The organism is Nesterenkonia alba DSM 19423, assembly GCF_000421745.1.
In the GTDB taxonomy this organism is placed as follows: domain Bacteria; phylum Actinomycetota; class Actinomycetes; order Actinomycetales; family Micrococcaceae; genus Nesterenkonia; species Nesterenkonia alba.
This window is the reverse complement of record NZ_ATXP01000016.1, coordinates 21,528-34,300: the sequence shown is the minus strand read 5'-3', so window position 1 is coordinate 34,300 and position 12,773 is coordinate 21,528. Positions and strand designations below refer to the sequence as shown.

The window sequence follows — 12,773 nt, the reverse complement described above, 5'->3', positions numbered from 1 at the left end:
ATTGCCTCATCGCCTGACACCTCCACCACAGCCTGCAGACCGACCCGCCCGGCTGGGCATTATGGGTGGGACCTTCGACCCCATCCACCACGGTCACCTGGTGGCCGCTAGTGAAGTCGCTGCGGAGTTCGACCTCGACGAAGTCATCTTTGTGCCCACTGGGCAGCCGTGGCAAAAAGCCGAACGCGAGGTCAGCGCCGCTGAGCACCGTTACCTGTTGACGGTCATCGCCACCGCCTCCAACCCCCGGTTTACCGTTTCTCGGGTGGATATTGACCGTGGCGGGCCCACTTACACCATCGACACCCTGCGGGACTTCGCCGCGCTCTACCCGGATGCAGAGTTGTTCTTCATCACCGGGGCAGATGCCATGGCCCAGATCATGTCCTGGAAGAACGTCGAAGAACTCTGGGAGCTGGCGCACTTTGTCTCAGTGACCCGCCCCGGCTACCGCAGTTACGACTTTGGGCTGACCGAGCAGATTTCCCTGATGGAGATCCCCGCGATGGCGATCAGCTCCACCGACCTTCGGACCCGCGCCCGGGAGGGCAAACCGGTGTGGTACCTGGTACCAGACGGGGTGGTGCAGTACATCGCCAAACACCGGCTCTACCGCACGGATTCAGCCACACGCGCGCCAACTGCCCCGCAGCAGAGCGGTCGGAGGCATAGCATGGAGCAAAACACCCAGGAGGCCTCACCATGAGTACGGAGACAACGGATCAGGACGCCGGCGGCGGGGATGACCTGCGCTCCCGGTATCTTCCGGTCTCCCGGAAAGAGCTGCGCCGCCGTCGGGAAGCGGAACTGGCTGCCCAGCGTGAGGCCCAGGAAGCCGCCGACGCCGCTGCCGATGAGTTGGCCGGCGAAAGGGTGAGCCTGCCGGGACCTCCACCGTCCGGCACTGCTGAGGATGAGGAACGTCCCGATGAGGAACGTCCCGGGGAGTCCCGTGACCCGGGAGAGGCTGAACTCGAGCGCACAGTCGACGATGTCGAATCTGCTGAGACGCCTGCCCCGACTGTGGAGGAGCCCCCTGCTCAGGACGAACTCCACGCGGGTGTTGATCGGGACACTGAGCCTGCGCTAGAAACATCGCCGGAGGCAGACAGCGAGCCTGAAGTCGCCCCGGCCCCAGAAGCTGAGACCGGGACCGGTCTCGACACGGCAGCTGAGGTGGATGCTGAGCCGGAGGAACGAGGAGAGGACGACGACGCCGTCGCCCCCTCTGATCTGGAAGACTCAGCGGATCTGGGCGCTGGGGATATCGATGACGAGGACGCTGAGGATGCCCCACTGCCGGAGCCGGTCGCTGACGAGCCGGAACGGCCAGAGGAAGAGATCGCCGAAGCCTTCGAAGCCACCTCAGAGACCCTTGAGGACACCGAGGCCGTGCCCGCCGAAGGTGGGCTCCCACCGGTTGACGAACCGGAAGAAGAGGCCCCCATCCCTGCTTCGCGTCGGGCTCGTCGGCTGCTGCGGGACACTGAGAACATCCCCAGCTTGGACACCTCCACTCTGACGCAACTGGACCAGATCACCCAGGAAATCTCGCGTTCGGACGACCCGGAGAACCCCGACCCGGAGCTGCTGAAGAAGCAACAGGCCCTGGCGGCTAAGGCCATGCAGGCCAACCGGGAGCGGTTGCGCCGCGAAGAGGAGGAGAAGGCACGCGAGCAGCGGCGCCGACGTCGTGAGCGTCCCGAGTCAGAGGTTATTACCGGCCGGGCTGTGCGCGACTCCCTGGATGATGAGGAACTGGAGTACACCGAGTACCTCACCGGATCTATCGAACCGGTGGAGGCCAAAGGGGCCCACGGTTTGGATATCGCCAAACTGGTGGATGAAACTTCCCGGGAGGCCAATCGGCCGAATATTCTGCTGATACTGGTGATCGTGCTGGCCGTGTTACTGGTGGCTGCGGTCGCCGTTGTCGTCTATTTCCTACTGGGCTGACCGAACAAGGAGTTATGACAGTTCCCGACCACGTGCTCGCCGAGCTGCGCACCGCTGCGCAGGCGGCCGCCGAGAAACTTGCCACGAACATCTCCGGTCTGGATGTGGGGGAGCGGCTGGGTATCACCGACGCTTTCCTCATCTGCTCGGCTCCCTCAGATCGGCAGATCAACGCGATCTGCGATGAGATCGAGGTGGAGTTGAAGAAGCAACATGGTTCCTCACCGCTGCGGCGCGAGGGTCGCGATTCCGGCACCTGGGTGCTGTTGGACTACGGGCATATGGTGATTCACGTTCAGCACGAACAAGAACGGGCCGTCTATGGCTTGGATCGACTGTATGCTGATGTGCCTCGCCTTGACCTGGGGATCACCGAGGGTGATTTGCCCCAGCAGGACGAATCGCTGTAACGTATAGGGGTTGCCAAGAGGGGTTATCAGCTCAGGCACGAACTGAATATGGGGGTATGGCGCAGCTGGTAGCGCGTCTGCATGGCATGCAGAAGGTCACGGGTTCGAGTCCCGTTACCTCCACATAAGTAAATTCGAAACATGCCCCGCCTGAGTGCGGGGCATGTTTGCGTCTGAACCCTGTTCGGGGTGCGGGGTTATAGGTGTCGCACCCGGGACGAAATGGTGGTCGTTATCACCAGTACGAGAGCTGCTGCGACGTGAACTAGGCACCGGAGGCCCGGAGGGACGTGTAACGCTCTGGGGTGTCGCGGACATCTCTCGGCAGGGACGGCGGCGGCGGGTTGGCCATGCCTGCGATTGAGGAATCCTGAAGGGGTGGGGTGTGTTAGTGGAAGTATGCGTGCAGCAACCTACTCCCACTACGGAGACCCCAGCGTTCTTGAGGTGACCGAGCAGCCGGCACCTAAGCTCGGTCCCAGCTACGTGCTCATTCGAGTGGAGCGGGCCGCAGTCAACCCCGTGGATTGGAAACTCATGGCGGGATACCTCGATGAGATGCTCGACGTTGTCTTCCCTGTCATTCCGGGGTGGGATGTCGCCGGCGTCGTCGAAGCTGTGGGCCCAGACGTCCCTGAATTCCAGCCCGGCGACCGAGTTGCCTCCTACGCCCGTCAAGACTTCGTCCACGGTGGCACCTACGCCGAATACGTCAGCGTCCGTGCCACTGACCTCGCCCACGTGCCCGATGAGGTCAGCTTCGAGGCCGCCGCTGGACTCCCGTTGGCAGGCCTCACCGCCGCGCGCTCACGGGAGGCACTAAAACTCCGTGCTGACGACACCCTCCTCATCCACGCTGCCGCCGGAGGGGTCGGTTTCCTCGGTGCGCAGTTGGCCCGAGCCTGCGGAGCCACGGTCATCGGCACCGCCAGCGAACGCAACCACCAGAAGCTCCAGGACATCGGGGTGAGCCCGGTGACCTACGGTGACGGCCTGGTAGATCGAGTCCGAGACATCGCACCCGAAGGCGTCACAGCAGTGGCAGACTTCGCTGGAGGAGTGCTCGACCAGACGCGAGCAGTGCTGACCCCTCAGGGACGGCATATCTCCATCGCCGACCCCACAGTGGTCGACGCCGGCGGCCGCTGGATCTGGGTGCGTCCCGATGGCCCACGGCTCGAACGCCTCCTGGAAAAGGTCGCCGAGGGTGAACTCCGCGTCGACATCGACACCGTCTACCCGCTGGAACAGGCTGCTCAGGCACTGCAGCACAATATCGACGGCGCCTCGGGCAAAATTCTCATCGACCCTACCGTCTAACTGATCGGCTCAGAGTGCCTCCCCAGGGCTTCGCCTCGCGGGTCTCTCCGACCGGGTCTCGCGCACCATCCGTTTCTTTGCTAATGTGAAGATTGCAATCGCGAAGTGCGGATGGGATCCGCAGCGACTCACAGACCGGAGGGACACGATGAGTACACCAGAATCGACGACTGCCCGATCCATGGGACTGTTCACTGCGGCTTTGGCCGGTGTGCTGGCCCTGTCCAGTTGCGGCATGTTGCCGGTGGGAGATGACGCCAGCGAGGATGCCGAAACAGCCCAGACCGCCGAGGCCGCCGAAACCGCGGAGGACACCGAGGAAACCAACGACGACGCCGGCGGCACCTCCGAGGACGACGACACCGATAACGACGCCACTGAGGACGAAAGCACCCCGGGCGACGCGCCCGGCGGCGAACCGGTGGATACCACCCGGGACCCCGATGAGGCGAGCCAGACCCTGACCTATCCCTTCGCCGAGGGTGAGGGGGAGATGACGGTGGGGGCCTACCCGCTGCAGGTTGACGGCGACTTCATGTTGTTGACCCTGGTCTTCGTTCCCGACTACGACGATTCCGAGGAAGTGCTGACGTTCAACGCGATGCACGGTCACAGTGACGGAGCCGGCTCGGGGCTTAAATGGTTCGCGCCGATCCTCGCCGACCGCGAGAACCTCAAGGCCTATCACGTCCTCAACTACGGCAGGGGCCGCGCTGATCGCTGGATCTCCTCCATGGTCAACCAGACCCTGGAAGACGGTGAACCCTATTTCCTCTTTGCCTACTACGCCGCACCCCAGGATGATGTCGAGGCCATGGACGTCACCATGGAAGCACTCAACATTCCGGTGCTTGAAAGCGTGGAGATCGACTACGGAAACGGTGGTACCTCCGAAGACAACACCGGCAGCGAGGCCGAGGATGAAGACACCGAGGACACCGACGACGACGCCGAGGAAGGTGAGGACTGATGCAGCCGAGACTGCGAGCTCTACCGGCCGTGGCGACGTCGTGCGTTCTGGCTCTGAGCACCACCTTGCTGCTGGGTGGGGCGCCTGCCAGTGCCCAGGGGGAATCTGGTCCTCCGGAGCCCGAAGGGGAGGTCACCAATCCGGAGGACTTCGTCGTCGAGATCGACACGGAGGAATTCGTCAGCGTGATCGACCTCGACGAGTTCGTCGAGGAACTCGGCGGATCCGATGCCGAAGAGGACAACGTCATCGTGTTAGAGACCGACATCCTCTTCAGCCCCAATGAGTGGGAACTACCGGCCAATGCCAGTGCCCGGATCGCCGAGATCGTCGAGGAAGTTCCCGAATCCGCCAGCGTGGATGTCCACGGGCACACCGACTCCCGGCCTGTGAACCAGGAGATCTACGATTTCGACAACGTCGAACTCTCCGAAAACCGCGCACAGGCGGTGGCCGATGCGCTCCAGGAGGAACGCCCGGACCTGCAGCTGAATGTCGAAGGGTTCGGTGACAGCCAGCCAGCCGTCACCGAGGATGAAGAGGACCCCTCGACCTTCGCAGCGAACCGGCGGGTGGAGATCCGGTTTGACGGCTGAAGGTTTTAGTCCTTGCCGACCTCGTTGGGGTGGTCGCTGCGCCGGCCGTCCTCGCCCCGGTCAAGACCGTCAATGGCGGCCATATGCGCATCGGAGAGCTCGAAGCTGAACACATCGGCGTTCTCGCGCATCCGCTCAGGGTGGTCCGATTTGGGGATCACGACGTCGCCACGCTGGATATGCCAGCGCAGCACCACCTGAGCGGGGGTGCGGCCGAGTTCCTCGGCCAGCCGCAGGATCGTCGGCTCGCCGAGTTCGTCCCCCTTGCCTAAGGGGCTCCAGGCCTCGACCACAATGCCCAGCTTCTGGCAGTACTCGCGCAGTGCATTATTGGCGAAGTAGGGGTGGACTTCGATCTGATTGACCGCCGGGGTCACCCCGGTGGCCTCGATGATCCGATCCAGGTGCTCGGGTTCGAAGTTCGAGACCCCAATGGACTTCGCCCGTCCGGAGTCGCGCAGTTCCACCATCGCCTTCCAGGTATCCACGTAGTCGATCTCCAGGTGCGGCATCGGCCAGTGGACGAGAAACAGCTCCACGGTGTCGAACCCCAGACGCTGCAGTGATTCTTCGAAGGTGCTGTGCACATCCGCCGGGGCGTGGTGGCCGTTGTTGAGCTTGGTGGTGATGAACACCTCCTCGCGGGGAACACCGGAGGCTCGTATACCTTCTCCGACCTCGGTCTCATTGCCGTACATCTGTGCGGTGTCGACGTGCCGGTAACCGGTCTGCAAGGCTGCTTTCACCGACTCGACCGGCGTACGCGACAGGGAGGTGCCGAAACCCAGCTGAGGAATGTGGCCCCCGGAATTCAGCGGAATCGTCGTCGTCATGTGTGCTCGCCTCTCATCGGTTCGGGTAGTGACTGCCGTCACGATCCTATGCCCTCGGGGGGCTCGGGGGAATATCCGCCGGGAGGAGCAGGCCGGTTGATGCCCATCCGGGGTGCTCCGATGCAGCGCGGCTAGGCTGGGGTGATGCTCGGTCTCGATCTCACCGCCTGGGTGCTGCTGTGCTGTGGAGCTCTCATCGTGGGGATCTCAAAAACGGCACTGCCGGGGGCGGGCACTCTGGCGGTGGCGGTCTTTGCCGCAGCCATGCCGGCTCGTGAATCAACCGCCACGCTGCTCATCCTGCTGCTGGTGGGAGATCTTTTTGCCGTGTGGATGTATCGGCGAGATGTGGACTGGGGGATCTTGCGGCGGTTGCTGTGGCCAGTGGTGGCCGGAGTGGTGTTGGGCACCCTGTTTCTGGGAGTCAGTGGTGACGACGTCGTGCGTCGGGTCATCGCCGTGATCCTGCTGGCACTGTTGGGTGTCACCCTGTGGCGCAGGCGGCAGGAATCCTCTGCGCCGCCGGGGAGGATGGGTGGTTACGCCTATGGTTCCCTGGGTGGCTTCACCACCATGGTGGCCAATGCCGGGGGGCCGGTGATGAGCATGTACTTATTAGCCATGCAGTTGCCGGTCAAAGCGTTCCTGGGGACTGCTGCCTACTTTTTCTTCGCGGTGAATCTGTCCAAGCTGCCCTTCCATGCCGGCCTGGGGCTGCTCAACACCACCACGCTGACCATCGCCGTGGTGCTCATTCCGCTGGTGGTTATTACTGCACTGATTGGTCGGATGATCGCCGAGCGGATTCCGCAGAAGCTCTTCGACCGGGCAGTGTTGGTGTTGACTGCTGTGGGGGCGCTCTACCTTCTGGTGTGAGTCTTTCGGCCCTCGCGTGGTCCCGGGCTTCAGGCCCGGTATCGGCCCGGGCGATGGTTGAACGCCAAAGTGATATTCATGATGACCGCTCCCAGTGCTGAGAGCAGCACGTTCTGCGGGGCAATGACCAACAGGGCCAGCAGGATCACGGTGACATCTAAGCCCATCTGCACATAGCCGGCGCGTAGCCGAAATTGCTCTTGGGCGATGATCGCCAGGATGTTGAAGCCACCCAGTGATGTGCCGTGGCGGAAACAGATCAGCAGGGCGACTCCCACTAAGAGGTTGCCGGCCACCACCCCGAAGACCGGCTGAATCTCCGGGATGGGGAAGTGCTGCTCGCACAGCCAGGCGAACCCGGAAACCACCGCCACTGAGACGGCGGTCTTGACCGTGAATACCCATCCCTTGCGCCAGGTCGCCAAAGCGAAGAAGGGGATGTTAACCAGCAGGAACCAGGCCGCGAAGGGCAAGGTGGTACCGAAGGTCAGCAGTAAGGACAGCCCCGCGGTGCCGCCGGTGACCGCCTCGGATTGTTCCAGGATGTAAAGGCCCAGGGCGGCCATGAAGGTTCCGGTGAAGACCCCGAAGGCATCCTCGGCCCGGCTGTGGGGCACCCGAACATCTAAGGGTGCGAGGCCGTCATCGCGCCGGTCTCCGCCGGATTGAAGGGGGCGGGGCATCGGCTGCTCGGAATCCGATGGCTGCGGGGTCGTGGTCATGGCCAACACCGTAGCCGGTGCCCATGACGGGCCTGTGACGCGGCTGTAAAAAGGGGCCGAAATGGGAGACGCGCGTAAGATCAGTGAGGAGGGCTCTTACGCGCGTCGCGCTTCCCATCGCGCAGTTACTAGTAGAACACGTCTTCTAGCAGTATTCAAGTCTTTGATGGGTGTCATCGTAGGTGTGTTCGATGAGAGATTCCTGTGAGAAACCTGTCAGAACACCGATTCGATGCAGGGTGTGTGGCGAAGGTGTCTGGGTGGGTATCAGTGGTGCGGAGTGCGCTCTGGCCGGATGCAACACACATCCTCTTCAGGTTGACGTGACCATAAGGTGGGCATAGGGTCACCTAGACCACAAGTGCTTTCGTGAGGAGATGCCGTTGGACAGCCGTTGCACAGCGGAACCAAGCAGCACCCGTTGCCACCATCAGGATGACCGTGACTGAGCGATCCATCTCTGGCAGCCAACTGGAGCTGGCCGTCTCCACGGTCATCTTTGCGTTACGACCGCACCATGAGACCGGGGAGTTGACTCTCTGGTTGCCGCTGGTCCGCAGAATCCGTGAACCCTTCCAGGGGCAGTGGGCGCTTCCCGGCGGTCCATTAGAACCGGATGAGGATCTGGTCGACTCCGCCCGAGCCACACTGCGGCGCACCACCGGCACACAGCCACGCCACCTCGAGCAGCTCTACGCCTTCGGTGACCTCGACCGCTCCACCGGCCACCGGCCCGCCGATACCCCTCGGGTGGTCTCCATCGTGTACTGGGCGCTGATCCGTCAGGACGAAGACGCCGGAGCCATCGACGGTGAGAACGTCGAATGGTTCCCCGCCGATGACGTGGCTGAGGAGGCCGGGCCCCTGGCCTTCGACCACCAGGTCATCCTCAGCTACGCCCTGCAACGACTGCGCGCCAAAGTCAGCTACTCGCCCATCGCCCACGCCTTCCTGCCTGAAGAGTTCCCGCTGGCGGCGATGCGCCGGGTCTACGAGGCGATCCTGGGCCGAGCCCTCGACCCTTCGAATTTCCGGCGCCAGATTCTGGCCCAGGGCACCGTCGTAGATACCGGGCGCCGGATGACCGGCACCTCCCACCGGCCCCCCAAGCTGTACCGCTCCGCACCCGAATCCAGCCGCTACACCCTCACCATTCAGGGTAGCGCATGAACCCCGCCACCACTGGCACTGCCACCGCACCCGCTGCCTCGGTCAACCAGCAGCTGCGCCTGCGCCCGGTCAGCAGCTGCAACCCGCGCCTGGCTGAAGCGCCCTGGCACTTCGACACCAGTCCCGGCTACGGGCCCGGCTCCTCGGAAGCTGACCCGCTGCCCGGCGGAGCCATCACCAACGCCCACGCCCGTCCCGGTCAACTCCCCGAGGCCTACCGGCAGATGGATGAGGCAGAACTGCACCGGCGCATCACTGCGGCCAAACAAGCCCTGGGGGAGAAGCTGGTCATCCTGGGGCACTTCTACCAGCGGGACGAAGTCGTCCAGCATGCCGATTTCCTCGGAGACTCCTTCCAGCTGGCCAATGCCGCGCTGACCCGGCCCCATGCCGAATACATCGTCTTCTGCGGTGTGCACTTCATGGCCGAAACCGCAGACATTCTCTCCGGCACCGAACAGTCGGTCATCCTGCCAAACTTGGCGGCCGGCTGCTCCATGGCTGATATGGCCGATGAAGACTCGGTGGAAACCGCCTGGGAAGAGATCGCTGAAACCTACGGGTTCGACCCGAAGAACCCGCAGCCGGACCAGCACGGCAAACTACCGGTCATCCCGGTGACGTATATGAACTCATCCGCCGCGTTGAAAGCTTTCTGCGGACGCCACCACGGCATCGTATGTACCTCATCCAATGCACGCACAGTGCTCGAGTGGGCTTTCGACCGAGCCCACCGAGTGCTGTTCTTCCCCGACCAGCACCTCGGCCGCAACACCGCCAAAGCGATGGGGGTGCCACTGGAGCAGATGCCGATGTGGAATCCGCGGCGCCCCCTCGGCGGGAACAGCTCCGAACAGCTGCAGCAGGCCCGGGTGCTGCTGTGGCACGGTTTCTGTTCGGTGCACAAACGGTTCACCGTCGAGCAGATCGAACAAGCCCGCCGTGAGTACCCCGGGGTCAAAGTCATTGTCCACCCCGAATGCCCCATGCCCGTGGTCGATGCTGCCGATGCCTCCGGCTCCACTGACGCCATCGGGAAGTTCATCGCCGCCAGCGAGCCCGGTGATGTCATCGCCGTGGGCACGGAGATCAACATGGTCAACCGACTGGCCGCCGAATACCCCGACCGCACGATCTTCTGCCTGGACCCGGTGATCTGCCCCTGCTCGACGATGTATCGCATTCATCCCGGCTACCTGGCCTGGGTGCTGGAAGAACTCACCGCCGGCCGGATCGCCAACCAGATCACCGTGGACCCGGCCACCGCCGCAGAAGCGAAGATCGCCCTCGACCGGATGCTCGCCGCCAAACCCTAAACCCCCAAGGAACCCACGACGTATGGAACTCAGCACTGCGGCCATCGACCGAGTCATCACTCTGGCCCTGGCCGAAGACGTTCCCTTCGGGGATCTGACCACCGAGGCCTTCGTGCCAGCAGAGGCCACCGCCGAAGCTCAGCTCGTCGCCCGCGAGTCCGGAGTACTTGCCGGAGCCGAAGTCTTCACCCGAGCGATGCGCGCCAGAGACGACAGAGTCGACGTCGTCGGCCACCTCACCGACGGTCAACGGTTCGACGCCGGTACTCACTTGGCCACGGTGACCGGTCCGGCCCGGGCCATCCTCACCTGCGAACGCACGGCCCTAAACCTCATCCAACGGCTCACCGGGATCGCCACACTGACCGCTCAGTACGTCGCAGCCGTCCACGGCACCGGGGCCCGCATTACTGACACCCGCAAGACCACACCGGGACTACGCGCACTGGAACGCTACGCTGTGCGCTGCGGCGGTGGAAACAACCACCGGTTCTGCCTTTCCGATGCCGTCCTGGCCAAAGACAACCACTTAGCCCTCGCCGGCGACCTCACTGAGGCGATCCGCACGACTCGGGCTCAGCTACCGCACACCACCCACATCGAAGTCGAAGTTGACCGTCTCGACCAGATCCCCGCGGCGCTGGCCGGGGGAGCAGACACCATCATGCTGGATAACTTCTCTCTGGACGAGCTCGCCGCAGGAGTTGAGACGATCGCCGGGGCGGCACTGGTGGAAGCCTCCGGCGGAGTCCGACTGGACACCGTAGGCGCCATCGCCAAGACCGGAGTCGACCTCATCAGCGTCGGAGCGCTGACCCACAGTGCCCGCGCCGTGGACCTCGGGCTGGACATCACCCTGTGATCTACCTCGACGACGCCGCAGCCGCCCCCGTACGTGGCGAAGTCCTCGAAGCAATGTGGCCCCACCTCACGGGCGGCTTCGCCAATCCGGCCTCCCGCCATGAGCCAGGGCTCGCCGCAGAGCAGGCGCTGGCCGCAGCGCGGAAAACAGTCGCTGCACAGCTGGGAGCACGACCCGCCGAGATCGTCTTCACCTCCGGGGGCACCGAATCGGATAACGCCGCCATCAAAGGCATCGTCTTAGCCCAGTTAGCCCCTGGCCAGAGTCAGGGCGCTCACGTGCTGATCTCGGCAGCCGAACACCCGGCAGTCAGTGAGGCAGCACACTGGCTGACACGCTTCGGTATCACCGTCGAAGAGCTGCCCGTCGACTCTGCGGGTCTGGTGGACCCTGAGGATCTGCGCGCTGCCCTGAGAGAGGACACCCTGCTGGTCAGCATCCACTACGCCAACAGTGAGGTGGGTACCGTTCAGGACATTCCCACCCTGGCCGGAATCGCTGCCGAGCGTGGTGTTCCCTTCCACACCGACGCGGTCCAAGCGGCCGGAGCCCTCCCACTGGATGTCACCGGGCTCGGGGTTTCGGCCATGAGTCTTTCCGGACACAAACTGGGCACCCCGAAAGGTATCGGAGCGCTTTATCTGCGTCGCAGGACTCCTTATGAGCCGCTGATGCACGGGGGTGGGCAGCAGCGTGGGCTGCGTTCCGGTACCGAGAATGTTGCCGCAGCTGTGGGCCTGGCCACCGCTCTGCAACGGGCGGACACAGAGGATAACCAGCAGCTGGCTGGTCATCGTGATGCCTTCATCCAACGGGTCGAGATGACGGTGCCCGGTGCTCGACTCACCGGGCACCGCACGCGGCGACTGCCTGGTCATGCTTCTTTTGTCATCGCCGGGCGCAGTGGGGAGTCTCTGCTGCTTGACCTGGAAGCCCGGGGTATCTTCTGTTCCTCCGGTTCAGCCTGTCACGCTGGTGATGAGGCCCCCAGCCCGGTACTGACCGCAATGGGCTTCAGCCCAGAGGTAGCCCAGACGGCACTGCGGTTCAGTTGGGGGCCAGGCACTCCAGTTGAGCAGCTGGTTACTGCGGCTGAGGCACTTGCCGCCAGTGTGAGCCCTGGGGTGGGATCACCATCGGGGGATGAGGCATCGAAGAGGCAGTAGCGGATAAGGGAGACTGGGTGCATGCTGGAGTCCACGGGCGCCGAGGCGCTAACCACTGTCATTGCCGGACTGATCCTGTTGCTGGGTGCCGCCGGAGTGATCCTGCCGGTGATTCCGGGAAGCCTCGTCATCATCCTCACGCTGCTCATCTGGGCTGTGCTGCTGGGTGGGCCGGCGGCGTGGACCGCCGCGATCATCGGAGTGGTGCTGGCTGGTATCGGCTGGAGTGCCTCCACCGTGCTGACGGGGCGTGCCCTGCACCGCGAGCAGATCCCACGCGGACCCATCCTGGTGGCCCTGGCTGCTGCCCTGGTGGGTCTGGTGCTCTTACCGCCACTGGGGCTTTTCCTGGGCTTTGCGGTGGGGCTGTTTGGTGCCGAGTACTTCCGCCGCGACCATCAGGCTGGGGAGGCAGCCCGAGCGAGCATGGTGGCCCTGCGTGCGATGGGCCTGGGTATCGTCATTGAATTCCTGTTGGCCGGATGTGCGGTCAGCGCCTTCCTCATCGGCACGCTGATTCATTTCCTCTGACGCCGAGCCGCCCACCGGGTGGCATAAACTGTCCGGGATTACACC

General features: G+C 63.8%; 14 protein-coding genes and 1 tRNA gene. 13 read left to right on the top strand and 2 right to left on the bottom strand.

What is annotated here, in order from left to right:
* Position 1 precedes the first annotated feature (1 nt).
* The 7 genes from nadD to H578_RS14840 all read left to right on the top strand — a co-directional run bounded on the left by nadD (position 2) and on the right by H578_RS14840 (position 5,252).
* The gene (gene nadD / locus H578_RS14845; protein WP_084710193.1) at positions 2 to 706 is read left to right on the top strand and encodes a nicotinate-nucleotide adenylyltransferase; all 705 of its coding nucleotides are present in this window, start codon (positions 2 to 4) and stop codon (positions 704 to 706) included.
* Positions 703 to 1,956: a hypothetical protein gene (locus H578_RS0110610; protein ID WP_022873658.1), complete on the top strand. Its 1,254-nt coding sequence runs from the start codon at positions 703 to 705 to the stop codon at positions 1,954 to 1,956. The genes nadD and H578_RS0110610 overlap by 4 nt, the downstream gene beginning before the upstream one ends.
* Before the next feature lie 14 nt (positions 1,957 to 1,970).
* The gene (gene rsfS, locus H578_RS0110605; protein ID WP_022873657.1) at positions 1,971 to 2,366 is read left to right on the top strand and encodes a ribosome silencing factor; all 396 of its coding nucleotides are present in this window, start codon (positions 1,971 to 1,973) and stop codon (positions 2,364 to 2,366) included.
* Between the two features lie 50 nt (positions 2,367 to 2,416).
* A tRNA-Ala gene (locus H578_RS0110600) sits at positions 2,417 to 2,489 on the top strand.
* Positions 2,490 to 2,765: 276 nt separating this feature from the next.
* Positions 2,766 to 3,686, top strand: coding sequence for an NADP-dependent oxidoreductase (locus H578_RS0110595; protein WP_022873656.1), 921 nt, complete (start codon positions 2,766 to 2,768; stop codon positions 3,684 to 3,686).
* 148 nt (positions 3,687 to 3,834) lie between these two features.
* Entirely contained in the window at positions 3,835 to 4,656 is an 822-nt protein-coding gene (locus H578_RS0110590; RefSeq protein WP_156837305.1) for a hypothetical protein, read from the top strand.
* Positions 4,656 to 5,252 (top strand): OmpA/MotB family protein, encoded by a 597-nt coding sequence (locus tag H578_RS14840; protein WP_022873654.1) that lies wholly within the window; start codon positions 4,656 to 4,658, stop codon positions 5,250 to 5,252. The genes H578_RS0110590 and H578_RS14840 overlap by 1 nt, the downstream gene beginning before the upstream one ends.
* A 5-nt stretch (positions 5,253 to 5,257) precedes the next feature.
* Here the strand turns inward: H578_RS14840 and H578_RS0110580 are convergent, their stop codons facing one another.
* Complete coding sequence (locus H578_RS0110580) at positions 5,258 to 6,085, bottom strand: aldo/keto reductase (RefSeq protein WP_022873653.1); 828 nt, start codon at positions 6,083 to 6,085, stop codon at positions 5,258 to 5,260.
* A 144-nt stretch (positions 6,086 to 6,229) separates the two neighbouring features.
* Between H578_RS0110580 and H578_RS0110575 the strand changes: the two genes are divergently transcribed.
* Positions 6,230 to 6,961 carry a sulfite exporter TauE/SafE family protein gene (locus H578_RS0110575; protein WP_022873652.1) on the top strand — a complete coding sequence of 244 codons (732 nt, stop codon included), beginning with the start codon at positions 6,230 to 6,232 and terminating at the stop codon, positions 6,959 to 6,961.
* A 29-nt stretch (positions 6,962 to 6,990) separates the two neighbouring features.
* Here the strand turns inward: H578_RS0110575 and H578_RS14835 are convergent, their stop codons facing one another.
* Positions 6,991 to 7,683 (bottom strand): YitT family protein, encoded by a 693-nt coding sequence (locus H578_RS14835; protein WP_022873651.1) that lies wholly within the window; start codon positions 7,681 to 7,683, stop codon positions 6,991 to 6,993.
* 435 nt (positions 7,684 to 8,118) lie between these two features.
* Here H578_RS14835 and H578_RS14830 point away from each other — a divergent pair, with 435 nt between their 5' ends.
* From H578_RS14830 to H578_RS0110545, 5 genes are read left to right on the top strand one after another with little or no spacing between them, the layout of a single operon-like run.
* Positions 8,119 to 8,853 (top strand): NUDIX hydrolase, encoded by a 735-nt coding sequence (locus H578_RS14830; protein ID WP_022873650.1) that lies wholly within the window; start codon positions 8,119 to 8,121, stop codon positions 8,851 to 8,853.
* Positions 8,850 to 10,169, top strand: a complete 1,320-nt coding sequence (nadA, locus tag H578_RS0110560) for a quinolinate synthase NadA (RefSeq protein WP_022873649.1) — start codon at positions 8,850 to 8,852, stop codon at positions 10,167 to 10,169. Before H578_RS14830 ends, nadA begins: the two co-directional genes overlap by 4 nt.
* Before the next feature lie 22 nt (positions 10,170 to 10,191).
* Complete coding sequence (gene nadC, locus H578_RS0110555; RefSeq protein ID WP_022873648.1) at positions 10,192 to 11,031, top strand: carboxylating nicotinate-nucleotide diphosphorylase; 840 nt, start codon at positions 10,192 to 10,194, stop codon at positions 11,029 to 11,031.
* Positions 11,028 to 12,197, top strand: a complete 1,170-nt coding sequence (locus tag H578_RS0110550) for a cysteine desulfurase family protein (protein WP_022873647.1) — start codon at positions 11,028 to 11,030, stop codon at positions 12,195 to 12,197. Before nadC ends, H578_RS0110550 begins: the two co-directional genes overlap by 4 nt.
* A 21-nt stretch (positions 12,198 to 12,218) precedes the next feature.
* The gene (locus H578_RS0110545; RefSeq protein ID WP_022873646.1) at positions 12,219 to 12,728 is read left to right on the top strand and encodes a DUF456 domain-containing protein; all 510 of its coding nucleotides are present in this window, start codon (positions 12,219 to 12,221) and stop codon (positions 12,726 to 12,728) included.
* Positions 12,729 to 12,773: the final 45 nt, after the last annotated feature.

Bases quoted from the DNA above. Each gene is read 5' to 3' on its own strand.
- H578_RS14840 (WP_022873654.1), top strand. From the start codon at position 4,656: ATGCAGCCGAGACTGCGAGCTCTACCGGCCGTGGCGACGTCGTGCGTT.
- nadC (WP_022873648.1), top strand. From the start codon at position 10,192: ATGGAACTCAGCACTGCGGCCATCGACCGAGTCATCACTCTGGCCCTG.
- nadA (WP_022873649.1), top strand. From the start codon at position 8,850: ATGAACCCCGCCACCACTGGCACTGCCACCGCACCCGCTGCCTCGGTC.
- H578_RS0110545 (WP_022873646.1), top strand. From the start codon at position 12,219: ATGCTGGAGTCCACGGGCGCCGAGGCGCTAACCACTGTCATTGCCGGA.
- H578_RS0110575 (WP_022873652.1), top strand. From the start codon at position 6,230: ATGCTCGGTCTCGATCTCACCGCCTGGGTGCTGCTGTGCTGTGGAGCT.
- H578_RS14835 (WP_022873651.1), bottom strand. From the start codon at position 7,683: ATGACCACGACCCCGCAGCCATCGGATTCCGAGCAGCCGATGCCCCGC.
- H578_RS14830 (WP_022873650.1), top strand. From the start codon at position 8,119: ATGACCGTGACTGAGCGATCCATCTCTGGCAGCCAACTGGAGCTGGCC.
- H578_RS0110580 (WP_022873653.1), bottom strand. From the start codon at position 6,085: ATGACGACGACGATTCCGCTGAATTCCGGGGGCCACATTCCTCAGCTG.
- H578_RS0110595 (WP_022873656.1), top strand. From the start codon at position 2,766: ATGCGTGCAGCAACCTACTCCCACTACGGAGACCCCAGCGTTCTTGAG.
- rsfS (WP_022873657.1), top strand. From the start codon at position 1,971: ATGACAGTTCCCGACCACGTGCTCGCCGAGCTGCGCACCGCTGCGCAG.
- H578_RS0110610 (WP_022873658.1), top strand. From the start codon at position 703: ATGAGTACGGAGACAACGGATCAGGACGCCGGCGGCGGGGATGACCTG.
- H578_RS0110590 (WP_156837305.1), top strand. From the start codon at position 3,835: ATGAGTACACCAGAATCGACGACTGCCCGATCCATGGGACTGTTCACT.